The sequence below is a fragment of the Sphingobium trunci genome (assembly GCF_022664535.1).
Lineage (GTDB): Bacteria > Pseudomonadota > Alphaproteobacteria > Sphingomonadales > Sphingomonadaceae > Sphingobium.
The window spans coordinates 60,239-86,983 of sequence record NZ_JAKUJY010000008.1; the positions used below are offsets into that span (position 1 = coordinate 60,239).

Consider the following 26,745-nt stretch of genomic DNA (forward strand, 5'->3'; position numbering starts at 1 on the left):
TCGCGCGACTCGATTCCTTTTGTTAGCGCCCCGTTCACGTTAAAAAAGGCACGCGGGGTCGCAATTGTCGCAACAGAGCAAGAAGGGGGTAGCCGCCCTCTGGGCCAGCATGGCTGCCCAGTGTTCGAGGCTGTGCCCGGAGCGGGAGATTTTCCTGCGCTCGGGCGGCGAGGTGAAGTTCATCCGCATTTCGCGCCGAGCGCAGCTTGTCACGGCGGGCCTCCTGTCCACCGCGCTGATCGGCTGGGCGGGCCTTACCCTGTCGATGGCCGCCAGCAGCGCGAGGATCGAGCGGGAACGCGCCGCGCTGGCGGCGCAGGGCAAGGCCGTCGCAGGCACCGCCAGCCAGGTCGCCACCTATCGCAAGTCCGTCGACCAGCTCGCCCATGAGCTGGAGGAGCGGCAGGACTTCATGGACGATCTCTACCGCACCCATTTCGGCAAGGAGGAGGCAGCACCCGCCACGGCGGTGGTCGGGCCGCCGGAGCAGGACGGACAGCAGAAGAACGAGCAGAAGGGCAGGGGCGCCCACAAGCTGGATACCCGGATCAGCGCCGCCCCCGAAGCCGCCCCGCTGGTCAGGATCGACCAGCGCCAGCGCCGCTTCGCCGCGCTGCTGACCAGCGCCGTCCAGCAACGCGCCGACAAGGCCGCCGCCGCCATCCGCAGCTTCGGCCTCAATCCGGACAGGCTCGCCCGCGGCGCCGCCCGCGCGCAGGGCGGCCCCTTCGTCCCATGGCCGGGCGAGGACAGCATGCCCGGCGAGTTCGATAAGCTTGCGCGGGCGATGGCACGCATGGAGTTTCTGGAAAGCAGCCTGCTCGCCATCCCGTCGGGCAAGCCCACCGCAACGCCGATGCTGAGCAGCAGCTACGGCTATCGCAGCGACCCGTTCAACGGCCATGCCGCGTTCCACGCGGGACTGGATTTCCCCGGCAGCATGGGCCAGCCGATCCTGGCCGCGGCATCGGGCAAGGTCAGCTTCGTCGGGCAGCGCAGCGGCTACGGCAATGTGGTCGAGGTCACCCACGGCAACGGCATCATGACCCGCTACGCCCACCTCTCCGGTTTCGACGCGCGGGTCGGGCAACAGGTGACCCGCGGCGAAAGGATCGCCCGCATGGGCTCGACCGGCCGCTCCACCGGTACCCACCTGCATTTTGAAGTGCGGGTGAACGGCAACCCCATCAACCCCCGCCGCTTCCTGGAGGCGCGCAAGGATGTCCTCCAGACCCAGCAAGTCGCCACCGCCCGCCTCGCCGACGTCGGCGACCGGGGCTGAGAATACGCCGCTTTTGCCGTTCGGCAGTGATGTCACGATCCACTGTGATCTGACCGCCAGCGTCGCTGCACGTTGATGGCGTGGTGGGGCAACATCGGTTGCGCAGCGCTGGTGCAGAGCCCCGACAGCCGCATCACCGGACATGTGATCGCGCGGAGCGCAGGCTGAAGCCAGGCGGCGACATGGCCGTCTGCAATGAACTGCCGATCAATCGCCCTGATGTGGTGTAGATTGCGCGCAGCTTTTCGGGGCGTACACTCACGAACCTGACACCGAACAGGTGCTCCGGAACGTCCTTATGAGCAATGAAAACGCTCTATCAAAATCAATAATCATAAAGATATATGAACAATATCACTATATGCGTAATATTGACAGTTTATATCAATAAGATATTCTTGGAGAGCATGAATTCGACTCTAATCGAATGTTCATGAATAATTTCATAATTCTAAAAATCCGCTCATCCATTTTCATATTTTTGGTTTCGGGTCGCGAACATAACATATTGATTATCAATATGCTTTGCATTCCTCGAAGGCAGGAGTATCCAAAATGGGAAAAGGCAATGGAATTGCCACGCGGGCGACACTTATGTCAGCCGCCCTGCTATGCACGCACCTCACGATAATGAGTGGCGCAGCGCATGCCAGCAACCTGGCGAGCGTTTCCGTTTTCGCCGCCGGGCTCAACAATCCCCGCAACCTCAGATTTGGTCCCGATGGCGATCTTTATGTCGCCGAGGGCGGAGCCGGGGGCACCCATTCGACCAATGGCCAGTGCTCGCAGGTTGTGCCTCCTATCGGTCCTTATACGGGCAGCAATAGCGGCGGTCGCATTTCGAAGATCGATCGCCATGGCGACGTTACCACTGTCGTCGACACGTTACCCTCCAGCCAGACCAGTATCGGTTCGGGCTCGCTGGTGAGCGGCGTTGCGGACATCGCCTTCATTGGCAATACGCTTTACGCACTGCTGGCCGGCGCCGGTTGCTCGCATGGCGTGACATCCCTACCCAACGCCATCATGCGGGTGAATGCCGACCATTCGACAACATTGATTGCCAATCTGAGCGCGTTTCAGAAGGCCCATCCCACCGCCGTCATCGAAAAGGACGACTTCGAACCGGATGGCACATGGTACAGCATGGTTGCGGTTCGGGGCGCCCTTTACGCGGTGGAACCCAATCATGGGGAGATCGACAGGATCTCGACGGGCGGCGCCATCAGCCGGGTCATCGATATTTCCGCAAGTCAGGGCCATGTGGTGCCGACCGCACTCGCCTATCATGGCAATTTCTACGTAGCCAACCTCAATGTTTTCCCGCAACCCATCGGCAGTTCGAAAGTCTGGAAAGTGACTCCAAGCGGCCAGATCAAGGTCGATACTGCGGGCTTCGATATGGTGCTGGGTCTTGCGTTCGACAATTTCGACCAGATGTACGTCCTGGAAATGAGCGCAGGACAACCGGTGCCGACTCCGGGCACGGGCCGGGTGACTCGCGTCCACCCTAATGGGGCGGAGGAAGTCGTCGCCGATGGCCTGATGTTCCCCACCGGCATCACCTGTGGGCCGGACGGCAATCTTTATGTTTCGAGCGCCGGTTTCGGCATGCCCGCGGGCGCCGGAAAAGTCCTGAAGATCGACCTCGCCAACTGGAAGCATTGATGGAACAGTCCCCGCGCATCAGCCATTGGCATCCGTTCGGAGGCTTCAGTTGACCGGAGCGCGCCGCCGGTAACTCAATGTCTCGGCGACATGCACGCGCCCGACCCGCTCCGCCCCGGCCAGATCGGCAATGGTCCGCGCGACCCGCAGCACCCGGGTATAGCCGCGCGCCGACAGCTTCATCGCCGCGGCCGCCTGCGCCAGCAATTCGCGTCCGGCCTGATCCGGCCCGGCGACATCCTCCAGCCGCTCGCCGTCCACTTCGGCATTGGTGCGCGCCGGACTGCCCGCATAGCGCGCCGTTTGCACCGCCCGCGCCGCCGCGACCCGCGCCGCGACCTCGGCCGATCCTTCGGCGGGCGGCGGCAGCACAAGGTCCGCCGCCGTCACCGCCTGCACCTCCACATGCAGGTCGATGCGGTCCAGAAGCGGCCCCGAAACCTTGGCCTGATAATCCGCAGCACAGCGCGGCGCCCGCGAACAGGCCAGCGCCGGATCGCCCAGATGACCGCAGCGGCAGGGATTCATCGCCGCCACCAGTTGCACCCGCGCGGGAAAGGTCACATGCGCATTGGCCCGCGCCACCGTCACCTCGCCCGTTTCCAGCGGCTGACGCAGCGAATCGAGCACTGTGCGCTGAAATTCCGGCAGTTCGTCCAGGAACAGCACGCCCAGATGCGCCATGCTGACCTCGCCCGGCCGCGCCTTGTGTCCGCCGCCGACCAGCGCCGCCATCGACGCGCTGTGATGCGGATTGCGGAAGGGGCGCGCCCGGCTGATCCGCCCGCCCTCCAGCGTTCCGGCGACGCTCGCCACCATGGAGGTTTCCAGCGCCTCTCCCGGCGTCAGCTCCGGCAATATGCCCGGCAGGCAGTTCGCCATCAGCGACTTGCCCGCGCCCGGTGGGCCAATCATCAAGAGATTATGGCCGCCGGCCGCCGCGATCTCCAGCGCCCGCTTGGCCGTCTCCTGCCCCTTCACCTGTTTGAGGTCGGCGGTCCGCACGGGCGGCTCGACCTTGCCCGGCCGCGGCGGCGAGAGCGCAGCAGTCCCCTTGAAATGGTTGAGCAAGCCCAGCAGGTCGGGCGCCGCGATCACCTCCACCTGCCCGGCCCAGGCCGCTTCCGCGCCCTGTGCGACCGGACAGACCAGCCCCAGTTCCCGTTCCCCGGCATGGAGCGCAGCCAGCAACACCCCCGGCGTCGGCGCGATCCGGCCGTCCAGCCCCAGTTCGCCGACGACGACATAGCCCGCCAGCGTCTCGGCATCGATCACCCCCATCGCACCCAGCAGGGCAAGCGCGATCGGCAGGTCGAAATGCGATCCTTCCTTGGGCAGATCGGCGGGCGAAAGATTCACCGTGATCCGCTTGGGCGGTAGCGACAGGCCGATGGCGGCGATCGCGTTGCGCACCCGCTCCCGGCTTTCGGCGACGGCCTTGTCCGGCAGGCCCACGACGATGAAATTGGGCAGGCCGGGAACCAGCTGGCACTGCACCTCGACGCCCCGCGCCTCCAGCCCCAGATAGGCGACCGTCGATACCGTCGAAACCAAGCGATGATCCCCCTGCGCGCCTTTTGGCCTACTCCCGGCCAACCCCCTTCGCAGGAACCGGCAAGCATTTCAATCTCTTGCTATCGCAAGGGCTGCCCCAAGCCGGCCCGATCAGCCCCCTTCCGGCCGTCCCTTGAAGCCCTGCGCCACGACATACCATTCGACGCTGCCCTTCCGGCTGGCGGGCGGCTTGGCATGTTTGATCGTGGTGAAATGCTTTTTGAGGATCGCGAGCAGGTCGGCATCGGTGCCGCCCGCGAACACCTTGGCGACGAAGGTGCCGCCCTTGCGCAGATTTTCGACCGCGAACATCCCCGCCGCCTCGACCAGCCCCATGGTGCGGAGGTGGTCGGTCGCCGCATGGCCGACCGTATTGGCCGCCATGTCCGAAATCACCAGATCGGGCGCGTCGCCCAAAGCCTCCGCCAGCAAGGCCGGCGCCTTGTCGTCCATGAAGTCCATCTGGAACAGGGTGACGCCCGGAATCGGATCGGTCGGCAGCAGGTCGATGCCGACCACCTTCGCCTTGGGGCACAGCTTGCGCACCACCTGCGCCCATCCGCCCGGCGCCACGCCCAGATCGACGACCGCGCGCGATCCCTTCACGAAATGGAATTTCTCATCCAGCTCGATCAGCTTGAAGGCCGCGCGGCTGCGCCAGCCTTCCGCCTTGGCGCGGCGGACATAGGGATCGTTCAACTGCCGTTCGAGCCAGCGGGTCGACTGGGCCGTCCGCCCTTTCGCCGTCTTGACCCGCACCTTGCCGGCACCCGTGCCTCTCACATCTTCACTCCGTCGCGGTCCATCAGGCCGCGCAATATGCCTTCGCGAATACCCCGGTCGGCCACGCCCAGACGCTGCGCGGGCCAGATATCGAGGATCGATTCCAATATGGCGCAGCCCGCCACCACCAGATCGGCGCGCTCCGTGCCGATGCAGGGCAGCTTCTGCCGGTCGCACAACGGCATCGCGGACAGCCGCGACGAAATGGCGCGCATCGACGCGGACGGCACGATCAGCCCGTCGATCGCCTGCCGGTCGTAGCGCGGCAGGTCCAGATGCAGGCTGGCCAGCGTCGTCACCGTGCCCGACGTGCCGAGCAGGCGGATGTCCGACTGCACCGGGGGCAGCCTGCGTGCCAGCGGGGCGAAGGCATCCGCCACCCGCGCCCGCATCCGGCCATAGGCATTCAGCCGGTCGGCCGGATCGGCATGGTCGAACGGCTCGCTTTCGGTCAGCGACACCACGCCCCAGGGGGCACTTACCCAGTCGACGATGTGCGGCGCGCCTTCACGGCAGCTGTCCACCAGCACCAGCTCGGTCGATCCACCGCCAATGTCGAAGATCAGCGCCGGACTGTCGCCCGGCTCCAGCAGCGCATGACAGCCCAGCACCGCCAGCCGCGCCTCTTCCTGCGCGCTGATGATGTCGAGCGCGATGCCGGTTTCGCGATAGACGCGCTGGATGAACTCCGCGCCGTTGGACGCCCGGCGGCAGGCCTCCGTCGCCACGGAGCGCGCCAGCGTCACATGCCGCCGCCGCAGCTTGTCGGCGCACACGGACAGCGCAGCGATCGCCCGGTCGATCGCGGCATCGCTGATCCGCCCGGTCGCCGCCAGCCCTTCACCCAGCCGCACGATTCGGGAAAAGGCATCCACGACGATGAATCCGTCCGAAGACGGCTTGGCGATCAGCAGGCGGCAATTGTTGGTGCCGAGGTCGATCGCGGCATAGGCCCTGCGTCCGCGTGGCGGATGAGGCAAAAGGCCCCGCGGTTTCGACGGGGGAGTGAGGGCCGCAGCCTTGCTCCCATTGCCCTGACCGGAACGGACCCCCTTGCCCGAAACTCCGCCGGCTGGGCCGGAACTCTGCGGCGATGGGCGGCTTTGCTGCACCATGGCCGTGTCTCTTTTCTTCTTCGCCAGCACCGAAAGGCACCGGAACTTGGGGTCAAGAGTAGGCAAAGGAAGAAGAAAGCGCAAGGCGGGCGCGGCATTACCCTCAGATCAGCGGCAACAAGGCCGCGACGATCCAGCGCTCCTCCGCGCGCAGCACGCCCCAGGCGCGGGCGGCGGCGCGGCTGTCCATCACCTCGACGCCGATGCCGCGTGCTTCCAGTTCACGGACAAAGGCACGTGGCGGCTGGCGCAGGCCAGCGCCCGTCCCGATCAGCAGAAATTCCGGCTGCGGATCCAGGTCGAACAGATCCCCCAGATCCGCCACCGTCAGCGCCTCGATCGACGGCGCCTGCACCCAGGCGAGCGCCCGCACCGGCGAGAGCAGCAGGCCATCGGGAAAGACATCGTCGCGAACCCGAAAGCCCCGGCCCTGAAAGCCGGTGACGATCGGCCCCTGCCCCGCCTCATCGCGGCGCAGTTCGATGCCTGTCCGCTTCTCGTTCAGGGCCGCGCTCCATCATCACGCGGACCCATGCGCTCGGCCTGGGCGGCGATGTTGGCCCTGGCCGCCTTCTTCTCGGCGGTCGCGGGCGACAGGCCGAGCGTGATCAGCAGCGACGACGACACATAGACCGACGAATAGGTGCCGACGATGATGCCCAGCATCATGGCGGCCGTGAAGCCACGCAGCACATGTCCGCCCAGCAGCAGCAGCGCACCCAGCGCCAGCAGTACGGTGACGGATGTCATGACCGTGCGCGGCAGCGTCTCGTTCACCGACAGGTCGATCAGCGCCTTCATGTCCATCTTGCGATATTTGCGCATATTTTCGCGGATGCGGTCGTCGATCACCATCTTGTCGTTGATCGAATAGCCGACGATGGTCAGCACCGCAGCGACGATGTTGAGGTCGAATTCGAGCTGCGTGATCGCGAAGAAGCCCAGCGTCATCAGCACGTCGTGCATGATCGCGACGAAGGTCGAGACGCCGAACTGCCATTCATAGCGGAACCAGGAGAAGATCGCGATGCCGACCACTGCCAGCATCACCGCCAGCACGCCGTTCTGGATCAGTTCGCCCGACACCTTGCCCGACACCGTGTCGTAGCGCGAGAAGGTGACGCCGGGAAATTCCGCCGTCATCGCCTTGCGCGCCTTCTCGACGATGGCATTGGATGCACCCGCGCCGCCCTGTTCGGGCAGCGGCAGGCGAATCTGCACGGTCTTGGGATCGCCGAATTGCTGGAGCGAACCGTCGCCCACGCCCAGCCGGTCGACCACGCCGCGCACCTTTTCCAGATGCGGCGGCTGTGTGAACTTCGCCTCGATCATCAGACCGCCGACGAAATCGACGCCCAGGTTCAGGCCCTTGTAGAAGGTCGCACCCACCGCCAGCACCGTCAGCAGCGCCGTCAGGCCGAAGGCCCAGTGGCGCAGCTTGACGAAGCCGATATTGGTGTTGTCAGGGACGAGTTTAAGCAGTTTCATAATGTCTCTCCCGCCCCGTCAGATATGGATCTCGGTCGGGCGCTTGGCGCGAACCCAACGCGACACCAACAGGCGGGTGAAGGTGACGGCGGTGAACACGCTGGTCGCGATGCCGATCAGCAGCACGATCGCGAAACCCTTGACCGGCCCCGACCCCAGCGCGAGCATGATCCCGCCCGCAATGGCATGGGTCACGTTCGCTTCGAAAATGGTGCGGCTGGCTTCCTTATAGCCATGTTCGATCGCCTGGACCACATTGCGGCCACGGCGCCGTTCCTCGCGGATGCGTTCGTAGATCAGCACGTTCGCATCGACCGCCGTACCGATCGTGAGCACGAAGCCCGCGATGCCCGGCAGGGTCAGCGTTGCGCCCAAAATGCCCATCACGCCCAGAATCACCAGCACGTTGATGGCAACGGCGAGGTTCGCATACATGCCGAAACGGCCATAGCTGACGAACATGAAGGCCGCGACGGCAGCCACCGCGATGATCGAAGCAGTAAGCCCCGCCTTGATCGAGTCGGCGCCCAACTGCGGACCGACCGTACGTTCTTCCACCACGGTCAATGCAACAGGCAGCTTGCCGGACCGCAACGCAATGGCGAGCTGATTGGCACTTTCAACCGTGAAGCTGCCGCTGATCTGCGCGCTGCCGCCCAGAATCGGCTCGTTGATGTTGGGCGCCGAGAGCACCTTGCCGTCCAGGATGATGGCGAAGGGCCGGTTGACATTCTGCGACGTCACCTGGCCGAATTTCCGGCCACCCGCGCCGTTGAAGCGGATGTTGACGATCGGCTGGTTGCCCTGCTGGCTGAAACCCTGCTGCGCGTCGGTCAGGTCCTCGCCCGACACCATGACCTGCCGGTAGACGGCGATCTTGCCGCCGGGCGCGCTCGGATAAGGCAGCACTTCGCTGCCCACCGGCGCGCGGCCCTGCGCGACTTCGCTGGGGTTGGCGTTGACATCGACCAGCTTGAATTCGAGCTTCGCGGTCTGGCCGAGCAGGGCCTTCAGGGCTGCGGGATTCTGAAGACCCGGCACCTGCACGACGATGCGGTTGCCGCCCTGCTGCTGGATGGTCGGCTCACGCGTGCCCATTTCGTCGATGCGCTTGCGGATGACTTCGGTCGCGACTTCCATCGCGCCCTTCACCGCGCTGTCGATCCCCGCCTGGGTGGGCGTGATGACGATGGTGGAGCTGTTCACCACCTCGACATTGAAGTCGCGCTGGCCGGTCAGCCCCGCTCCCTGCGTCAGCGGCCGGATGCGCTCGACGGCGGCATCCACCTCCGACGGATTGCGGACCATGAAGCTCAATTTCCCGTCACGGCTGGAAATGTCGCCGATCGCGATTTTCGTATCGCCCCGGCGCAGCTCCGTGCGGACCTGCTCCTCCATATTGGCGATTCGCTGCTTGGCGACGTCCTGGGTCGACGCCTCGAGCAGCAGATGGCTGCCGCCCGACAGGTCGAGACCCAGATTCACACGGGTCTGCATGAATTTGGGCAGTTGCGTCACCACCGTATCCGGCAGGAAACTCGGCACGGCGCAGGCGATGCCGATCAGCAGCGGCGCCAGGATCGCGAAGATCGCCCAGCGGGGGAAATTCAGCATCGGGCGGCTCAGTCGTTCGCGGGCTTGGCGGTGGCGGGATCGATCACGTCGGTCAGGGTGGACTTCACCGCCTTGACCTTCATGTTCGGCGCCAGTTCGACCTCGGCGTAAAATTCATCGACGCGAACCACCTTGCCGACCAGACCGCCGCCGGTGACGACCTGATCGCCCTTCTTCACGGCGTCGATCTTCGCCTTGTGCTCCTTCATCTTCTTTTGCTGCGGACGGATCAGCAGGAAATAGAAGACGACGAAGATCAGGACCAGCGGGGCCATCTGCACCAGCATGGAGGCGCCGGACGATTCCCCGCCCGCAGTCTGGGCAAAGGCTGGAGATATGAACATGGTTGGGACTTTCGCCTTATTCTCTTGTCCAGGTGCAGGCGCAGGATAAACGCCTACAGATCAAGGGCGCGCGGCTAACACAGATGGACTGGGTGAGGCAACATGATTAGGATTTGCCGACAAAAGGGCAAAAAGCCTGCATCGAGGCCCTTGCATATTCCCCAAACTGCTTCTAATTGCGCCGCTCCGGTCGGGACGTAGCGCAGCCTGGTAGCGCATCACACTGGGGGTGTGGGGGTCGGAGGTTCGAATCCTCTCGTCCCGACCAAGTTTCCGCGAGGCGCAAGGGCGCCTTCCCAATCTCCATGAGCATTCATTGATTCGCTGGCGGACCGCCTTTTTTCGCTGTCCTACAATGAACCAGATGGGATAAATGATCCACCTTCTCAACAGGAGGGCGGTTTTCATGGACATTGCGACACTGATCGACGAAGTGATCGCGCGGGAAGGCGGTTACAGCAACCACCCGGCGGATCGCGGCGGGCCGACCCGTTTCGGGATCACCCAGGCCGTGGCGCGGGCGAACGGCTATAGGGGCGACATGCGCGCCCTCCCCCGCAGCGTTGCTGAGGCGATTTACCGGCGGCTTTACTGGGAAAAGCCGGGCTATGCCTTCATCGCGGAACTGGCGCCGGCCATCGCCGAAGAACTGTTCGATACGGCGGTCAATATGGGGCCGGGGACCGCCAGCGGCTTTCTGCAGCGGGCGCTGAACGCGCTCAACCGGAATGAAAGCGATTATCCGGACCTGAAGGTCGACCGGTCGGTAGGCCCCAGGACGCTGGGCGCGCTCGGTGACTTCCTGAAACTGCGCGGCAGGGCTGGGGAGAAGGTGCTGCTCAAGGCGCTCGAAGCGCTTCAGGGCGAGCGCTATCTTGCGCTGGCGGAGAGCCGCCCAGCCAATGAGGCCTTCCTCTATGGCTGGCTGGCGAACCGGATCGGTTAGGGAGGCGCGAAAATGGCTTCGGTACGACACAGGCGCCCCACGCCTGACCGATGGACGCTACGGGCGCGCCCCGCCTTCCTCTATGTGATGTACGGCCTGCTGCTCTGGTCGGTGCCGCTGGGACTGATCGGGGGCGTCCGGCCGGACATGGCGGCGGCGATCATCCGCGCGATGCAGGCCTATTTCAACGCCTTGCCGGAGCCGCTCTACGCGCTCTTCGGAACGGGCTATCTAGGCTATACCGCCGCCAGGGCCTGGGGAAAGGCCAAGGGGGTGGAACGCTAAGGGTCAGCATCTGTCCATTGCGTTCCCATCGGGGAAATGGGTCTTCAGAAAGTCCAGCACGACACGCGCGCGGGGCGACAGCCGCTTGTGGGACGGATGGACGACGAGAATGTCGAGCGGAGCGATGCTGCTGTCCGGAAGGACCGGAAGCAATCGCCCCGCTTCGATATCGCGCCTGACCCGGATCGCGGGCAGCAGCGCTATGCCGAGTCCACTGAGCACCGCGCGATGGACCGCTTCGCTGCTGTCGCTGCGGAAGGTGCCGCTTACCACCCTCTCCCGCCCATCGATGGTCCAGCGGGCGGGCACGTCGCCATAAGCATAGGCGATGCATTGATGGGTGGACAAATCCTCGGCGCCCACCGGTGTGCCATGGCGGCCGAGATAATCGGGATGGGCCACCAGCAGGCGCGGCAGGGCACCCAGGCGATGCACGACCAGGCTGTCGTCGCCCACCGGCCCGACGCGCAAGGCAAGGTCCAACCGGTCCTCCACCACGTCACGCTGCCAGTCGGTCATGGCGCAATCGAGCTGCAAGGCAGGATAGCGCGCCGTCAGTTCCCCCAGCCGCTCTACATAATGAAGGCCTAGCGCCGTGGTGAAGCCGATACGGACCAGACCGCTCGGCTCATTGCGCAACGGACCGAAATCCTGCTCCGCCACCTCCAACGCATCGAGCATGGTCCGTGCATGGATCAGCAACCGGTCCGCCTCCGGCGTCGGGATCAGCCTGCGCGTGGTGCGGTGAAACAGGGGTGTGCCGAAATGCGCCTCCACCTGGTCCAGGCGGCGCGCGATCGTGGTATGGCTGGCGTGCATCTCCTCGGCGACGCGCGAGAAATTCGGTTTCTCGCACAGCCGCACGAATGTCCGCAGGGCGATCAACAGGTCCGACATTTGCACTGATTCCGCACAGATATTGTGCGGCTTATCCTTATTGTCCGTCACGCCGAAAAGCCAGATGCCGTCACACAGGAAGGTAGGAAGAGGATGCCGATGTCGAACCGTATCGCCCATGCCGGGCTGGCCGCCAAAGGCCGTTCGGCGCAGGAAGCCGCAGCGCTGATCAGCGACGGCATGACGGTGGGGATGAGCGGCTTCACCGGCTCGGGCTATCCCAAGGCGGTGCCGCTGGCGCTGGCCGAACGCATCACCGCCGCCCATGCCGCCGGCGAGCATTTCCAGGTCAGGATATGGACTGGCGCCTCCACCGGCCCGGAACTGGACGGCGCGCTGGCACAGGCCGACGGCATCGAGTTCCGCCTGCCCTATAACAGCGATCCCATCGCCCGGGAGCGGATCAACAGCGGGCATATGCAATATTTCGACATGCATCTGAGCCAGGTCGCGCCGATGGCGTGGCAGGGCTTCCTTGGCGATCTCGACATCGCGGTCATCGAAGTGACCGGTATCACGGCCGAGGGCGAGTTGATCCCTTCCGCCTCGGTCGGGAACAACAAGACGTGGACCGACCGGGCGAAGAGCGTGATCCTGGAGGTCAACCGCTGGCAGAATCCTGCGCTCGAAGGAATGCACGACATTTATTACGGCACCGCGCTGCCGCCGCATCGCCAGCCCATTCCCCTGCTGTATGCCGACCAGCGCATCGGCCAGTCCACCTTCCGCTGCGACCCCGACAAGGTGATCGCGGTCGTCGAAACCGATGCGCCCGACCGCAACGCCCCCTTCACCCCGCCCGATAATAAGGCGCGCGCTATTGCCGGGCATCTGCTCGACTTTCTGGGCCATGAGGTGAAGGCCGGGCGCCTGCCTCCCTCACTGCTGCCCCTGCAATCCGGGGTCGGCAATATCGCCAATGCCGTGCTGACCGGCCTGATCGACGCCCCGTTCGAAAATATGGTCGCCTTCACCGAGGTGATACAGGACGGGATGCTGGACCTGCTCGATGCAGGCAAGCTGCGCATGGCGAGTGCCACGGCCTTCTCCCTCAGCCCGGAGGCCGCAGCGCGAATGAATGCGGACATGTGGCGCTATCGCGAGAAAATGATCCTGCGCCCGCAGGAGATCAGCAACCATCCCGAACTGGTGCGGCGGCTGGGCTGCATCGCGATGAACGGGCTGATCGAGGCGGATATTTACGGCAATGTCAATTCGACGCATCTGATGGGATCGCGCATCCAGAACGGCATTGGCGGGTCGGGCGACTTCGCACGCAACGCGTTCCTGTCGGTCTTCATGACCCCCTCGACCGCCAGGGAGGGGAAAATCTCGGCCATCGTGCCGCATTGCAGCCATGTCGATCATATCAATCAGGATGTGCAGGTGATCGTGACCGAGCAGGGACTGGCCGACCTGCGCGGTCTGGCGCCGCGGCAGCGGGCGGAACTGATCATCGGGAAATGCGCGCACCCCGACTTCCGGCCAGCGCTCCGGGATTATTTCAGGCGAGCGCTGGCCGGATCCTACGGGCTGCAATCCCCCATGCTGCCAGGCGAGGCATTGGCCTGGCACCAGCGCTATATCGACACGGGCACGATGCGCGGATGATGGTTTCCATCTTCCCTGCACCGAAGGCATGGAGAGAATGGAGAAGAACGCGCGTACGCTCCGGAAACTCGCCCTGCCAAAAATGAGAGGGGCCGCCGGATAAACCGACGGCCCGTCATTGACATGGTCAGCGGCCGGAAGTGCCGCCCAAGGGAAACGTTCCTCGCGCTATTCTCCAGTTACGACGCCTCGCCTGCAAAATGCAGCCGAAAGTCACCGAAATCCTGGAAAACCGACGCTAACGGCGTCGCTCAGCGGCGCGTTCCCCGAATGGACTTGACCGACCCCATTGCTGAACCATGAGACATCGGATCACCTCCTTTCGCTAGTTGAAGCCCGTATAGCCGTTCCCGGATACTGGTCCTTCGCCGGCTATGAAAGGATATGTGAATCAGACGGAGCGCTACTTCAAGGCTTGTAAAATTCTTTTTTCGAATCATACTTGTGCGTCCGCGTTTCGGCAGGCCATTTGCCCCGACACAGTCGGAAACGCCCAAAATCAGAAACTTAGCCGCGACAGTCCTCGACGACGCGGCCGACCTCCGCCCAAGCAGGCAGGATCAGCGTGTCCAGCCCCTGCACTTCGACGGCGAAGCGGCCCCTGCTATAGGCGATTTGATCCAGCGTCGCGTCGTTCGCGGCACGGATCGCCTGCGTCGCCGGCATGGTTCCAGCGGCAGCGCCGGCAGGCCAGGTGACCGCGCCATAACTGGTCCGCACCGTCATCGCCGTCCGCGCGAGGCCCGGCCGCAGGACGCGGACCTGCCGCGCCGCCTTGTCGCAGCGCAGGATGAACAGGCTGCTCCCCGTCCCCGGCCCGAACAGCGCGACCGATCCGGCCCCGTCGGCCTGATAGCGCCAGTCGCCCGGCGTGGTCGGCCGGTCCTGCCACTCGACCGGCGCAGGCGGTGGAGGCGATGCGGGCTGGGTCAGCGGAGCAGGCCTGGGCGCCGGTGCGGGGGCGGGCGGACGTTCCGGCGCACCGACGCAACCGGCCAGCAGGAGGAAGGGCGCCACCAGCGCGGCAGGGAGCAGGGATATGGGGGGCGGGGATAAACGCATCGCGCCTCCATGCCCCAGGGCAAGCCGTTGCATCAACCCGAAAAGGCCAGGATCGAGGACGACATGAGGCGCCCCGCCCGATGAGTGCCAGGCGCCCGATTTCACCGCTTCCGGGCCGCCCCGGCGTTGACAGTCCAAAGCCGAATCGCTAAGGGCACCCCTTCCCGATACGCTGGCGAGCGGCAGTGCAAAGGCACTGGCCGTCTTTTTTGCGTCTTGGGGCCTATCGAATCGGCTGCGGTCCTTTTAGGGACTTCGGCCCGGACGCTTTGAGATGGGGCGGCGCCAACCGCCCCGTGGAGCAGGAGTACAGAATACCATGGCACGTATTGCGGGTGTCAACATCCCGACCAACAAGCGCGTGATCATCGCGCTCACCTACATTCACGGCATCGGCCGCAAGACCGCCGTCGACATCGCCGACAAGCTGGGCATCGACCACGGCCGCCGCGTTCAGGACCTGTCGGACGCCGAAGTCCTGCAGATTCGCGAAGCCATCGACGCCGATCACACGGTGGAAGGCGACCTGCGCCGCGAAACCGCGATGAACATCAAGCGCCTGATGGATCTGGCCTGCTATCGCGGCCTGCGTCATCGCAAGGGCCTGCCGGTCCGCGGCCAGCGCACGCACACCAATGCGCGCACCCGCAAGGGCAAGGCGAAGCCGATCGCCGGCAAGAAGAAGTAATTCGTCCGGGGGACGAATTACTCCGCCGGAGGCAGCCCTCCCCAAGCGAGACGCCTTCTGCGCAACCAGATTTCAGTAGGATAGAGCAAAAATGGCACGCGAACCCCAGCGCATCAAGCGCCGCGAACGCAAGAACATCTCGGCTGGCGTGGCGCACGTCAACGCCAGCTTCAACAACACCATGGTGACCATCACCGACGCCCAGGGCAATGCGATCAGCTGGTCCTCGGCCGGCATGATGGGCTTCAAGGGCAGCCGCAAGTCGACTCCCTATGCCGCGCAGGTCTGCGCCGAAGACGCGGGCCGCAAGGCCGCCGAACATGGCGTGCGCACCCTGGAAGTCGAAGTGAAGGGCCCCGGTTCGGGCCGTGAATCGGCTCTGCGCGCGCTGCAGGCCGTCGGCTTCCACATCACCTCGATCCGCGACGTGACGCCGATCCCGCACAACGGTGTGCGTCCGTCCAAGCGCCGCCGCGTCTAACTACCGGCCGCGATACGTGTGGGCGGCGGACGCGTCGCCCGCTCACCCCATTTGCATCGGCCGGAACGTCCTGTTGGGACCAGGAGCTAAGCGTTTCGGCCTCATCCCCAGGGGAAATACATGACTGTCAACATGAAGAACTGGCAGGAATTGAAGAAGCCCAACAGCCTTGAGATCAAGGTGGCGGGCGACGGCAAGCGCAAGGCGACCTTCGTTGCCGAACCGCTGGAGCGCGGCTTCGGTCTGACGCTCGGCAATGCGCTGCGCCGGGTTCTTCTGTCCTCGCTTCAGGGCGCGGCGGTCACCTCGATCAAGATCGAGAACGTCCTCCACGAATTCTCCTCGCTCGCCGGCGTGCGCGAAGATGTGACGGACATCGTCCTCAACATCAAGCAGGTCGCGCTCAAGATGGAAGGCGACGGTCCCCGCCGTCTCCAGCTGTCGGCCACCGGCCCTGCCGAAGTGAAGGCGGGCGACATCATGACCGTGGGCGACATCGAGGTGATGAACCCCGATCTGGTGATCTGCCACCTCGACCAGGGCGCGACGCTCAACATGGAACTGACCGCCGACGTCGGCAAGGGCTATGTCCCCGCCGTCGCCAACCGTCCGGCCGACGCCCCGATCGGCCTGATCCCGGTCGATGCGCTCTACTCGCCGGTGCGCCAGGTCGCCTACAAGGTCGACAATACCCGCGTCGGCCAGGAACTGGACTATGACAAGCTGTCGCTGACCGTCGAAACCGACGGCACCGTCACGCCGGAAGACGCGGTGGCCTATGCCGCCCGCATCCTGCAGGACCAGCTCCAGCTCTTCGTCCATTTCGAGGACGCGCTGCCCGCCGCCGCTCCGACTGCCGGTGCCGCAGCTGGCGCCTCGGCCGGCGAAGGCGAAAGCGACGCGAACCAGATCAACCGCTATCTGCTCAAGAAGGTGGACGAGCTGGAACTGTCGGTCCGTTCGGCCAACTGCCTCAAGAACGACAACATCATCTACATCGGCGATCTGGTCCAGAAGACCGAGGCCGAGATGCTGCGCACCCCCAATTTCGGCCGCAAGTCGCTGAACGAGATCAAGGAAGTGCTGTCGTCCATGGGCCTGCGCCTGGGCATGGACATCCCCGGCTGGCCGCCCGAGAATATCGAGGAAATGGCCAAGAAGCTCGAACAGGAGCTGCTGGGCTGATCCCCATCCGTCACCCCGGCTTCGCTGGGGTGACGATTGAAAGGTGAATGGGCGACGACCTCTAACGGTTGCCTGGTCTGGGGTACCTGGGGGATCCCATCAAAGTGACACTTTGATGGGGCCTGGCCACGGCCCCTTAACGAACGAAGGAAAGACACATGCGTCACAAGGTTGGTCATCGCAAGCTGCAGCGCAGCGCCGGTCATCGCAACTCGCTGCTCCGCAACCTCGCGGCTTCGCTCATCAAGCATGAGCAGATCCTGACGACCACGCCCAAGGCGAAGGAACTGCGCCCTTACGTCGAAAAGCTGATCACCCTCGCCAAGAAGGGTGGCCTGTCGAACCGCCGCCTGGCCCATGCCCGCCTGCAGGACGACACCCAGCTGACCAAGCTGTTCGACGTCCTGGCCGAGCGCTACAAGGACCGCAACGGCGGCTACACCCGCGTGATCAAGGCCGGTTTCCGCGCTTCGGACGCGGCGCCGATCGCGATCATCGAACTGGTCGATCGCGACACCGACGCCAAGGGTCAGGATTCGGGTCCGGTCCAGGGCGCCGATGCCGACGAGCTGGAAGCGGCCTGATCCGCTGATACCACTTACCGCAAAGTGGTAATTTCGTTTTAGAACGGGCCGTGGCTTGATAAGAGCCACGGCCTGTTTTGTTTCTTTTCTGTGTTTGTTTCGTGGGGTGGAAAGAGGGAGAGGATGCGCGCCTTTGGCTGCCTTGCTTTGGCGTCGCTGTTGCTGGCCGCCCTCCCCGCCCGCGCGGAACCGGACGCGGCCGTCGCCAATATCGTCGCCAGCGCCAGGGGAGGCGGGCTGCGCTACCCCGCCGCCCGGCGGCTCGATCTGGTGGAGGATCATTTCGGCGTCAAGGTCGCCGATCCCTATCGCTGGCTGGAAAACGACCTGCGCACCGATCCCGCCGTCCGGACCTGGGTGGCGGACGAAAACCGCCTCACCCGCCGCTTCATCGACGACCTGCCGGGCCGCGACACGCTCAAGGCGCGGATGCAGGCGCTGTTCGCCCATGGCCGCTACACCATCCCGCGCAAGGCCGGGGGGCGCTATTTCTACGGCTATAACAAGGGCCTCCAGAACCAGACGCCGCTCTATGTGCGCGATGGCCTGAACGGCCCGCAACGGCTGCTGATCGACCCCAATGAATGGGCCGAGGACGGTTCGGACGCCCTGGCGGAATGGGCGCCTTCTCCCGATGGCCGCTTCCTCCTCTATGGGGTGCAGGAGGCGGGAAGCGACTGGCGCACGCTCAAGGTGCTGGACGTCGCCACCGCCAGACCGCTCGACGACCAGGTTCAATGGGTCAAATTCTCGCAGCTGGCCTGGGACGGCCAGGGGCAGGGCTTCTTCTACTCCCGCTTCGCCGCGCCGCAGGACGCGTTCCAGTCCTCCGCGGTCGGCCAGCAACTCTGGTATCACCGCCTCGGCACGCCGCAGGCGCAGGACCAGCTCATCTATGCCACGCCCGACCAGCCCAAGCTCAGCCATGTGGCGCAGGTTACGCAGGATGGGCGCTGGCTGGTCATCAGCAGCTTCCAGGGCACCGACCCGCGCCGCGAACTGCATGTGGCGGAACTGACCGGCGGCAAGCTGAAGGTTCGCCCGCTGGTCAAGGGCATCACCAACGACTGGCGCCTGATCGGCAGCCGGGGACCGACGCTCTATTTCATCACCGACCAATATGCCGCGCATCTGCGCGTCGTCAGCATCGACGCCCGCCACCCCAGCCGATCCGGCAAGCAGGTCGTCGCCGAGCGTCAGGACACGCTGGCCGGCGGATCGCTGGTCGGCGATCGCCTGATCCTCGCCTATCTCCACGACGCGCAAACGGTAGCCGAACTGGTCGAGCTGGACGGCCGCAAGGTCGGCGACGTGCCGCTGCCCGGCATGGGCACCGCGGCGGGTTTCAGCGGGCGCGACGGCGATCCGGAGACCTTCTTCTCCTTCTCCGGCTTCACCACCCCGTCCAGCATCTATCGCTTCGATACGGCGACGCTGCGCTACGAGCTGTTCGCGCGGCCCGAACTGCCGTTCAACCCGGATGATTACGGCATCGAGCAGATCAGCTATCCCTCGAAGGACGGCACGATGATCCCGATGACGGTCATCCGCAAAAAGGCGCTGGCCCTCTCGAAAACCCCCGCGCCGACCATCCTCTACGGCTATGGCGGTTTCAACATCGCGCTGACGCCCGGCTATTCGGCCACCCGCATGGCCTGGCTGGAACAGGGCGGCGTCTATGCCATCGCCAATCTGCGCGGCGGCGGCGAGTTCGGCAAGGCATGGCACGACGCCGGCCGCCTCGCCAACAAGCAGAATGTGTTCGACGATTTCATCGCGGCAGCCGAATATCTCAAGGCCAATGGCTATACCAGCAAGGACGGCCTCGCGATCGAGGGGCGCTCCAATGGCGGCCTGCTCGTCGGCGCGGTGGTGAACCAGCGGCCCGACCTGTTCGCCGCGGCGCTGCCCGCGGTGGGGGTGATGGACATGCTGCGCTTCGACCGCTTCACCGCCGGGCGCTACTGGATCGACGATTATGGCTCACCCGCCAATGAGCAGGATTTCCACCTGCTCTACGGCTATTCGCCCTATCACAACATCACGGGCGGGAAGGATTATCCGGCCATATTGGTGACGACCGGCGACACGGACGACCGGGTCGTGCCCGCGCACAGCTTCAAATATGCGGCGGCGCTCCAGGCGGCCGATCTGGGGCCCAAACCGCGCCTCATCCGCATCGACAGCAAGGCGGGTCATGGAGCGGGCAAGCCGATCGACAAGCTGATCGACGAATATGCCGACAGCTACGCCTTTGCCGCCCATTATACCGGCCTGCCGATTCGCGACGAGCCGAAATAGCCGTTCAGCCCCGCGACAGCCGATCGGGCATAGCCCTGTCGCCCGTTGGATTTGAGGGATCGGGCAATGACGAAGGCACGGTGGTTGGCGGGTACGGTGATGGCGGTGGCGCTGCTGGCGGGCGGTGTCCCTGCGCAGGCGCAATATCAGCCGCGCCAGAGCACGGCGCAGGACCAGGACGATCTGGCCCAGCCTCCCGCCGACGAAGCGCAGGATACGCCCGATCGTCATGCCACCCCGCCGCGCGCCGACGATGATTTCTCTGACGTGGTGGCGCAGGACCAGCAAAGCCGTGCCACCTCCGATCCGCGCAGCGAACGCTATGGCCGCAGCAACGATGCCGCCGACGCAGCGCCGCAGGACCGGCCCGACGAGCAACAGGCGGACGAACTGACCACCAGCTGCGCCCTTGCCGCGCGCGACGAGGCCGAACATGACGGCGGCTATGCCGAAGTCCGCCAGATGCAGCAGCCGCGCGAAACCCGAAACGGCTTCGACGTGGAGGGCGATGTCGAGGTCCGTTCCGGCTGGAGGGCGCAGGACGGCACCATGCGGCATTTCACCTGCTCGGTGCAGAACGGCCGGATCGCCGACGTCTACTTCCAGCGGGACCGCGCCGCGCGTTAGTGCTCCTTCCACTCACCCTGGGCGGCCCCGCTTTGGCCTTTCCTGTTTTACGTCAATAGATTAGCATTGACGCGAATCAGGGGAGTCAGGGGTGGCCGCGTTTCTTTTCGCGACCGGGAACATCGTCTTCGTCTCAGCCATCGTGCTGATGCTGCTCATAGGCGCGGTGCAGGCGATCGGCGTCGCGGGCGATGTGGATCTCGATCTGCATGCAGACACCGACCTGCTCGGCTGGCTGGGCTTAGGCCGCCTGCCATTGCTCATGCTGCTGGCCATCTTCCTTGCGCTGTTCGGTATGATCGGGCTGATCGCACAGCATCTGGCGCTGGATTTCACCGGCACCCTGCTCTCGCCGCTGATCGCCGTGCCCGCCGCCGCCGTCGCCAGCCTGCCCGCCACCAGCCTTGCCGGGCGGCTGCTCGCACCGCTCCTGCCCCGCGACCAGAGCAGCGCCCTGCCGCTTGACGCGCTGGTCGGCAGCTTCGCCCGCATCGTCACCGGCATCGCCCGGACCGGATCGCCCGCCCGCGCCCGCGCCGAGGATAGCTATGGTCAGGTCCATTATGTCATGGTCGAGCCGGACAATGCCGGCCAGACGCTGGAGGAAGGCGAAACCGTCCTGCTGGTCCGTCGCGAGGATCATGTCTTTCGCGCCATCTCGCATGGCGACCATTATCTGCCCCGCCTTTAGAGCAGGCTGCATGAAATTGGACGCAACCTGCTCTCAGTCTTTATTGTCGCATCGCTTCAGGCGGAAAACCGGTGCCCACTTTTCCGCACGATGCTCCAAGTCTTTGTTGTCGCATCGCTTCAGGCGGAAAACCGGTGCCCACTTTTCCGCACGATGCTCCAAGTCTTTGTTGTCGCATCGCTTCAGGCGGAAAACCGGTGCCCACTTTTCCGCACGATGCTTTAGCTGGAGAATGTCATGAATCTGCCTGCCGTGCAGCAGAGCTTTTCGCTCATGCCCTATCTGATCATCTCCGGGACCGGCCTGCTCCTGCTGATCGTGCTGGGCGTCGTGGTGGCCCGGCTCTACAGGCGGGCGTCGAAGGAAATCGGCTTCGTGCGTACCGGTTTCGGCGGGGAAAAGGTGGTGATGAACGGCGGCGCGCTGGTGCTGCCGATCTTCCACGAGACGATGCCGGTCAACATGAACACGGTGCGCCTTGCGGTGGAGCGCAAGAACAGCGATGCGCTCATCACGCTCGACCGCCTGCGCATCGACGTGAAGGCGGAATTCTACGTCCGCGTCCGCCCCGACGCCCAGTCGATCGCGACCGCCGCCCAGACGCTGGGCGCGCGGACGATGAATCCGGAGGCGCTGAAGGAACTGGTCGAGGGCAAGTTCGTCGACGCGCTGCGCTCGGTCGCGGCGGGGATGACCATGAACCAGCTCCATGAGCAGCGCAGCGAATTCGTGCAGAAGGTGCAGCAGGTCTCCTCGGTCGACCTCGCCATGAATGGCCTTGAGCTGGAGAGCGTGTCGCTGACCGGCCTCGACCAGACCTCGATCGAGCATTTCAACGCCAACAACGCCTTCGATGCCGAGGGTCTGACCAAGCTGACCGAGCAGATCGAACTGCGCAAGAAATCGCGCAACGACATCGAACAGGAAACCCGCGTCCAGATCGAGACCAAGAATCTGGAGGCGGAGCGCCAGTCGCTGCTGATCGCCCGCGACACCGAATTCGCCCGGCTGGAGCAGGAGCGCGAGATCGAGATGCGCCGGGCCGCCCAGGTCGCCGAAGTCGCCCGCGAACAGTCGCTGCGTAGCCAAGAAGCCGATCAGGCCCGGATCGAGGCGAAGAAGCTGGTCGACAGCCAGCAGATCGAGGCCGACCGCGCCGTGCAGCAGGCCCGCATCGCGCAGGAACAGGCACTCGAACTCGCGCGGCAGGAACAGCAGATCGCGGTGCAGAACAAGAGCCGCGAGGAAAGCCAGGCCAAGGCGGAAGCAGACGAAGCGCGCGCCAAGGCAGTGGCGGCCGAGGAGCAGGTCCAGACCTCCCGCCAGACCGAGATTGCCGAACGGACCAAGCGGATCGAACTGATCGACGCCGCGCGCGAGGCGGAGCGTGCCGCCATCCAGGTCCGGGTCGAGGCGGAGGCGGAGAAGCAGGCGGCTGCCGACCGCGCCGAAGCGCTGCGCCTGGCCGCCGAGGGTGAGGCGGAAGCCGCCAAGCTGCGCGCCGAGGCCGACAGGGTGCGCTTCGAGGTGGAGGCGGCGGGGCAACGCGCCGTCAACGAGGCGGCCAATCTCCTGTCCTCCGACCAGATGTCGCTCCAGACCAAGATGGCGCTGCTCAAGGTGCTGCCCGATCTGGTGCGCGAGGCGGCCCGGCCGATGGAGGCGATCGATTCGATCAGGATCGTGCAGGTCGACGGCATCACCGGATCGAACGGCGACGGCGCGACGGCGATCGCGGGCGGGGAGCAGAATCTCGCCAATGCCGCCGTTTCCGCCGCCTTGCGCTATCGCGCGCAGGCGCCGGTGATCGATGGACTGATGAAGGAACTGGGCCTGGACGGGTCGAGTCTCGACGCACTGGTCAAGGGCGCGGTCGATGCGCCCGCCGCACCGGTCATCGTCGAGAAGATCGCGGCTGAGGAAAAGGCACTGTCGCAATCCTGATGCATCGTCATTAGGATCGCATCCATGCGCCGCTACGATGTTCCCCGCCACATGCTGGCCATTGGCCTTGCGGCGCAGGCGGGGTTTATCGATGCGCTCGGTTTCCTCAAGCTGGGCGGGCTGTTCGTCTCCTTCATGAGCGGCAATTCGACGCGGCTGGGTGTCGGCATCGCGTCCGGAACGGCGGTGGCGTGGACCGCCGCAGGCCTGATCGGCGCCTTTGTCGGCGGCGTCGTGGCGGGCGCCCTGGTGGCGCAGCGCGCGGGGCCATGGCGCAAGCAGGCCGTGCTCACCCTGGCGACGCTGCTGCTGCTCTGCGCCGCGCTGCTGACCCTGTCGGGTGAACCTGACAATGGCCTGACGCTGCTGATGGCGGCGGCGATGGGCGCGGTGAACAATGTGTTCCAGCGCGACGGCGAGGTCAGCATCGGCGTCACCTACATGACGGGCGCGCTGGTGAAGCTGGGCCAGCAACTGGCCGTGGCGCTGACTGGAGGCGCCGCGTGGAACTGGCTGCCCTATCTGCTGCTCTGGCTGGGACTGGTGGCAGGCGCGGTGACGGGCGGATGGCTCTTCACCCTGATGGATCTGCACGCGCTCTGGATCGCCACGGCCTCTTCCGCGCTGCTGCTGCTGTGGAGCATCCGCCTCCGTCCGTTGCACTTGGCATGAAGATGGCCAGCGCCTAGGGCCGAACGGCATGCCCCCGTCCGCCCAACCACCCCATCGCCGCACGGCCAGACCCGTTGGCGCGATCGCTTTCATCCTGGTGACCGCGCTGCTCGACGTCATGTCGATGGGGATCATCATCCCGGTCCTGCCCCGGCTGATCGAGACGCTCGCCGGATCGAACGCCGCGGCGGGCATGTGGAACGGGCTGTTCGTGGCGCTGTGGGCGGCGATGCAGTTCATCTGTTCGCCGGTGATCGGTTCGCTGTCCGACCGGTTCGGGCGGCGCCCGGTGATCCTGATCTCGGTCGCCGGGCTGACCCTCGACTTCGTGCTGATGGCACTGGCGCCCAACCTCTGGTGGCTGGCGGTGGGCCGGATGCTGGCGGGCGTGACCTCCTCCAGCTTCACCTCGACTTTCGCCTATATGGCCGACATCACCCCGCCGGAGGGCCGGGCGCGCGGCTATGGACTGATCGGTGCGGCCTTCAGCGGCGGCTTCGTCGCCGGGCCTCTGCTCGGCGGGGCATTGGGCGAGATTTCCCTGCGCGCGCCCTTCTGGACGGCGGCGGGCCTGTCGGGCCTCGCCTTCCTCTACGGGCTGTTCGTGCTGCCGGAATCCCTTGCCCCCGACAGGCGCATGGATTTTTCCTGGAAGCGGGCCAACCCCTTCGGCGCCCTGCGGCTGCTCCGCTCGCACCCGGAACTGTCGAGCCTCGCCATCGTCAACTTCCTGCTTTATTTCGCGCACCATCTCTTCTCCGCCGTGTTCGTGCTCTATGCGGGCGACCGCTATGGCTGGGGCGCGTGGCAGGTGGGCACGCTGCTGGCGCTGGTGGGCCTCATGGACATGGCCGTGCAGGGGCTGCTGGTCGGGCCGGTGGTGAAGCGGCTGGGCGACCGGACGACCATGGTGATCGGCCTCAGCTTCGGCGCGATCGGCATTCTCGCCATGGGCCTCGCGCCCACTGGCTGGCTGTTCGTCGCGGCCATGTTGCCCAATGCGCTCTGGGGCCTCGCCATGCCGACCATCCAGTCGCTGATGACCCGGCGCGTGTCGGAGTCCGAACAGGGCCAGTTGCAGGGCGCGAACAACAGCGTAGGCTCGATCGCAGGCATTCTCTCGCCGCTTTTCTTCGGGACGGTCTATTCGCTGTCGGTGGGCGCCAGGCCGGCGCTGCCCTTCATCGGCAGCGCCTTCCTGATCGCGGCTGCCGTTCTGGCGGGCGCTGCGCTGCTCGGTTGGCGCGCAGGCCGGGGCGATGGCGCGGCTTCGCTGGACAAGGGCGCCCAAGCGCACTAACCGGGCGCGAATCCCTAACCCCCTCCGGTCAAGCAAAGGCGATTCGATGACGCTGCCCCTTCAGGATTCCATCCTTATCGTGGACTTCGGCAGCCAGGTGACGCAGCTCATCGCCCGCCGGGTGCGCGAGGCGGGCGTCTATTCCGAAATCGCCCCCTTCAACAACGCCGCCGAAGCCTTCGAACGGCTGAAGCCCAAGGGCATCATCCTCTCGGGCGGCCCCTCCTCGGTGATGTGGGAGGACAGCCCCCGCGCGCCGCAGCATTTCTTCGAGGCAGGCATTCCGATCCTGGGCATCTGCTACGGCCAGCAGACGATGATGCAGCAGCTGGGCGGCAATGTCGAAGGCGGCGAGAGCGGCGAATTCGGCCGCGCCTTCATCGAAGTGAAGAAGGGCTGCGCGCTGTTCGACGGCCTCTGGGCCGAGGGTGAGCGCCACCAGGTCTGGATGAGCCATGGCGACAAGGTGACGCAGCTCGCGCCCGGTTTCGAGGTCGTCGCCGTCAGCGAAGGCGCGCCCTACGCCATCACCGCGAACGAGGAAAAGCGCTTCTACGCGACGCAATTCCACCCCGAAGTCGTCCACACCCCGGACGGCGCCAAGCTGCTCGCCAATTTCGTCCGCCATGTCTGCGGCCTTGCCGGTGACTGGACCATGGCCGAATTCCGCGCGACCAAGATTGCCGACATCCGGGCACAGGTGGGTGAAGGCCGGGTGATTTGCGGCCTGTCGGGCGGCGTCGACAGCGCCGTGGCCGCCGTGCTGATCCACGAAGCGATCGGCGACCAGCTGACCTGCGTGTTCGTCGACCATGGCCTGATGCGGCTGGGCGAGGCGGAGCAGGTCGTCAGCCTTTTCCGCGAACATTATGGCATCAAGCTGGTCCATGTGAATGCCGAGGAACGCTTCCTGGGCGGCCTCGCTGGCCTCACCGACCCGGAAAAGAAGCGCAAGTTCATCGGCGCCGAATTCATCGCCGTGTTCGAGGAAGAGGCGAAGAAGATCGGCGGCGCGGATTTCCTCGCCCAGGGCACGCTCTATCCCGACGTGATCGAGAGCGTCAGCTTCACCGGCGGCCCCTCGGTGACGATCAAGTCGCACCATAATGTCGGCGGCCTGCCGGAACGCATGAACATGAAGCTGGTCGAGCCCTTGCGCGAACTGTTCAAGGACGAGGTCCGCGTGCTGGGCCGCGAACTCGGCCTGCCGGAGATTTTCGTCGGCCGCCATCCCTTTCCCGGCCCCGGCCTCGCCATCCGCATCCCCGGCGAAGTCGCCAAGGAGCGCTGCGACATTCTCCGCAAGGCCGACGCCATCTATCTGGAGGAAATCCGCAACGCCGGTCTGTACGATGCGATCTGGCAGGCCTTCGCGGTGCTGCTCCCGGTCCGCACCGTGGGCGTGATGGGCGACCACCGCACCTATGACAGCGTCTGCGCCCTGCGCGCCGTGACCTCGACCGACGGCATGACGGCGGACATCTATCCCTTCGACGCCGCCTTCCTCAGCCGCGTCGCGACCCGCATCATCAATGAGGTCAAGGGCATCAACCGCGTGGTCTACGACTATACGTCGAAGCCGCCGGGTACGATCGAGTGGGAATGATCGACCCGACCGGCGGC

At 65.2% G+C, this 26,745-nt stretch carries 25 protein-coding genes and 1 tRNA gene; 17 read left to right on the forward strand and 9 right to left on the reverse strand.

The features are described from left to right. The first annotated feature begins 64 nt into the window (after positions 1–64). Positions 65–1,282: a M23 family metallopeptidase gene (locus MJ601_RS09370; RefSeq protein ID WP_242125647.1), complete on the forward strand. Its 1,218-nt coding sequence runs from the start codon at positions 65–67 to the stop codon at positions 1,280–1,282. 630 nt (positions 1,283–1,912) lie between these two features. Then, positions 1,913–2,950: a ScyD/ScyE family protein gene (locus MJ601_RS09375; RefSeq protein ID WP_242125649.1), complete on the forward strand. Its 1,038-nt coding sequence runs from the start codon at positions 1,913–1,915 to the stop codon at positions 2,948–2,950. Between the two features lie 45 nt (positions 2,951–2,995). Here the strand turns inward: MJ601_RS09375 and MJ601_RS09380 are convergent, their stop codons facing one another. The 7 genes from MJ601_RS09380 to yajC form a co-directional block, all read right to left on the reverse strand. Next, on the reverse strand, positions 2,996–4,504 hold the full coding sequence (locus tag MJ601_RS09380) for a YifB family Mg chelatase-like AAA ATPase (RefSeq protein WP_242125651.1): 1,509 nt from the start codon (positions 4,502–4,504) through the stop codon (positions 2,996–2,998). Between the two features lie 111 nt (positions 4,505–4,615). Continuing rightward, complete coding sequence (locus MJ601_RS09385; RefSeq protein ID WP_242125652.1) at positions 4,616–5,287, reverse strand: RlmE family RNA methyltransferase; 672 nt, start codon at positions 5,285–5,287, stop codon at positions 4,616–4,618. Further along, positions 5,284–6,402: a Ppx/GppA phosphatase family protein gene (locus tag MJ601_RS09390; protein WP_242125654.1), complete on the reverse strand. Its 1,119-nt coding sequence runs from the start codon at positions 6,400–6,402 to the stop codon at positions 5,284–5,286. Before MJ601_RS09390 ends, MJ601_RS09385 begins: the two co-directional genes overlap by 4 nt. Positions 6,403–6,505: 103 nt before the next feature. After that, on the reverse strand, positions 6,506–6,790 hold the full coding sequence (locus tag MJ601_RS09395; RefSeq protein ID WP_245405736.1) for an MTH938/NDUFAF3 family protein: 285 nt from the start codon (positions 6,788–6,790) through the stop codon (positions 6,506–6,508). 113 nt (positions 6,791–6,903) lie between these two features. After that, a complete protein-coding gene (gene secF / locus MJ601_RS09400; protein ID WP_242125657.1) occupies positions 6,904–7,890 on the reverse strand; it encodes a protein translocase subunit SecF in 987 nt (328 codons plus the stop codon). An 18-nt stretch (positions 7,891–7,908) separates the two neighbouring features. Then, positions 7,909–9,504 (reverse strand): protein translocase subunit SecD, encoded by a 1,596-nt coding sequence (gene secD / locus MJ601_RS09405; protein WP_242125659.1) that lies wholly within the window; start codon positions 9,502–9,504, stop codon positions 7,909–7,911. An 8-nt stretch (positions 9,505–9,512) separates the two neighbouring features. Further along, the gene (gene yajC, locus MJ601_RS09410; RefSeq protein ID WP_176592041.1) at positions 9,513–9,848 is read right to left on the reverse strand and encodes a preprotein translocase subunit YajC; all 336 of its coding nucleotides are present in this window, start codon (positions 9,846–9,848) and stop codon (positions 9,513–9,515) included. 191 nt (positions 9,849–10,039) lie between these two features. On the opposite strand from yajC, the gene MJ601_RS09415 reads away from it, so the two are divergent. From MJ601_RS09415 to MJ601_RS09425, 3 genes are all read left to right on the forward strand, one after another. Continuing rightward, a tRNA-Pro gene (locus tag MJ601_RS09415) sits at positions 10,040–10,116 on the forward strand. A gap of 138 nt (positions 10,117–10,254) precedes the next feature. Beyond that, on the forward strand, positions 10,255–10,794 hold the full coding sequence (locus MJ601_RS09420; RefSeq protein WP_242125661.1) for a glycoside hydrolase family 108 protein: 540 nt from the start codon (positions 10,255–10,257) through the stop codon (positions 10,792–10,794). A gap of 12 nt (positions 10,795–10,806) precedes the next feature. Next, positions 10,807–11,079: a 3TM-type holin gene (locus MJ601_RS09425; RefSeq protein ID WP_242125662.1), complete on the forward strand. Its 273-nt coding sequence runs from the start codon at positions 10,807–10,809 to the stop codon at positions 11,077–11,079. 3 nt (positions 11,080–11,082) lie between these two features. Here MJ601_RS09425 and MJ601_RS09430 read toward each other — a convergent pair whose 3' ends face one another. After that, positions 11,083–11,976, reverse strand: coding sequence for a LysR family transcriptional regulator (locus tag MJ601_RS09430; RefSeq protein ID WP_242125664.1), 894 nt, complete (start codon positions 11,974–11,976; stop codon positions 11,083–11,085). A 99-nt stretch (positions 11,977–12,075) separates the two neighbouring features. On the opposite strand from MJ601_RS09430, the gene scpC reads away from it, so the two are divergent. After that, positions 12,076–13,587, forward strand: coding sequence for a succinyl-CoA:acetate CoA-transferase ScpC (scpC, locus tag MJ601_RS09435; protein ID WP_242125667.1), 1,512 nt, complete (start codon positions 12,076–12,078; stop codon positions 13,585–13,587). Between the two features lie 507 nt (positions 13,588–14,094). Here the strand turns inward: scpC and MJ601_RS09440 are convergent. Then, positions 14,095–14,649, reverse strand: coding sequence for a hypothetical protein (locus MJ601_RS09440; protein WP_242125669.1), 555 nt, complete (start codon positions 14,647–14,649; stop codon positions 14,095–14,097). Positions 14,650–14,968: 319 nt separating this feature from the next. Between MJ601_RS09440 and rpsM the strand changes: the two genes are divergently transcribed. The 11 genes from rpsM to guaA all read left to right on the forward strand — a co-directional run bounded on the left by rpsM (position 14,969) and on the right by guaA (position 26,728). Continuing rightward, on the forward strand, positions 14,969–15,337 hold the full coding sequence (gene rpsM / locus MJ601_RS09445) for a 30S ribosomal protein S13 (RefSeq protein WP_242125671.1): 369 nt from the start codon (positions 14,969–14,971) through the stop codon (positions 15,335–15,337). 91 nt (positions 15,338–15,428) lie between these two features. Further along, on the forward strand, positions 15,429–15,818 hold the full coding sequence (gene rpsK, locus MJ601_RS09450; RefSeq protein ID WP_004208752.1) for a 30S ribosomal protein S11: 390 nt from the start codon (positions 15,429–15,431) through the stop codon (positions 15,816–15,818). A 120-nt stretch (positions 15,819–15,938) separates the two neighbouring features. Next, complete coding sequence (locus MJ601_RS09455; RefSeq protein WP_242125673.1) at positions 15,939–17,003, forward strand: DNA-directed RNA polymerase subunit alpha; 1,065 nt, start codon at positions 15,939–15,941, stop codon at positions 17,001–17,003. A gap of 158 nt (positions 17,004–17,161) precedes the next feature. Further along, positions 17,162–17,587: a 50S ribosomal protein L17 gene (rplQ, locus tag MJ601_RS09460; RefSeq protein WP_242125675.1), complete on the forward strand. Its 426-nt coding sequence runs from the start codon at positions 17,162–17,164 to the stop codon at positions 17,585–17,587. A gap of 123 nt (positions 17,588–17,710) precedes the next feature. After that, positions 17,711–19,888 carry a prolyl oligopeptidase family serine peptidase gene (locus MJ601_RS09465; protein ID WP_242125677.1) on the forward strand — a complete coding sequence of 726 codons (2,178 nt, stop codon included), beginning with the start codon at positions 17,711–17,713 and terminating at the stop codon, positions 19,886–19,888. A gap of 66 nt (positions 19,889–19,954) precedes the next feature. Next, complete coding sequence (locus MJ601_RS09470; RefSeq protein WP_242125679.1) at positions 19,955–20,515, forward strand: hypothetical protein; 561 nt, start codon at positions 19,955–19,957, stop codon at positions 20,513–20,515. Between the two features lie 91 nt (positions 20,516–20,606). Beyond that, positions 20,607–21,206, forward strand: a complete 600-nt coding sequence (locus tag MJ601_RS09475) for an OB-fold-containig protein (RefSeq protein ID WP_242125681.1) — start codon at positions 20,607–20,609, stop codon at positions 21,204–21,206. A gap of 237 nt (positions 21,207–21,443) precedes the next feature. Continuing rightward, the gene (locus MJ601_RS09480; RefSeq protein WP_242125683.1) at positions 21,444–23,150 is read left to right on the forward strand and encodes a flotillin family protein; all 1,707 of its coding nucleotides are present in this window, start codon (positions 21,444–21,446) and stop codon (positions 23,148–23,150) included. Between the two features lie 24 nt (positions 23,151–23,174). Continuing rightward, complete coding sequence (locus MJ601_RS09485; RefSeq protein WP_242125685.1) at positions 23,175–23,822, forward strand: YoaK family protein; 648 nt, start codon at positions 23,175–23,177, stop codon at positions 23,820–23,822. A gap of 28 nt (positions 23,823–23,850) precedes the next feature. Continuing rightward, positions 23,851–25,122, forward strand: coding sequence for a TCR/Tet family MFS transporter (locus MJ601_RS09490; protein ID WP_242125687.1), 1,272 nt, complete (start codon positions 23,851–23,853; stop codon positions 25,120–25,122). A 46-nt stretch (positions 25,123–25,168) separates the two neighbouring features. Continuing rightward, positions 25,169–26,728: a glutamine-hydrolyzing GMP synthase gene (gene guaA / locus MJ601_RS09495; protein WP_242125689.1), complete on the forward strand. Its 1,560-nt coding sequence runs from the start codon at positions 25,169–25,171 to the stop codon at positions 26,726–26,728. Positions 26,729–26,745: the final 17 nt, after the last annotated feature.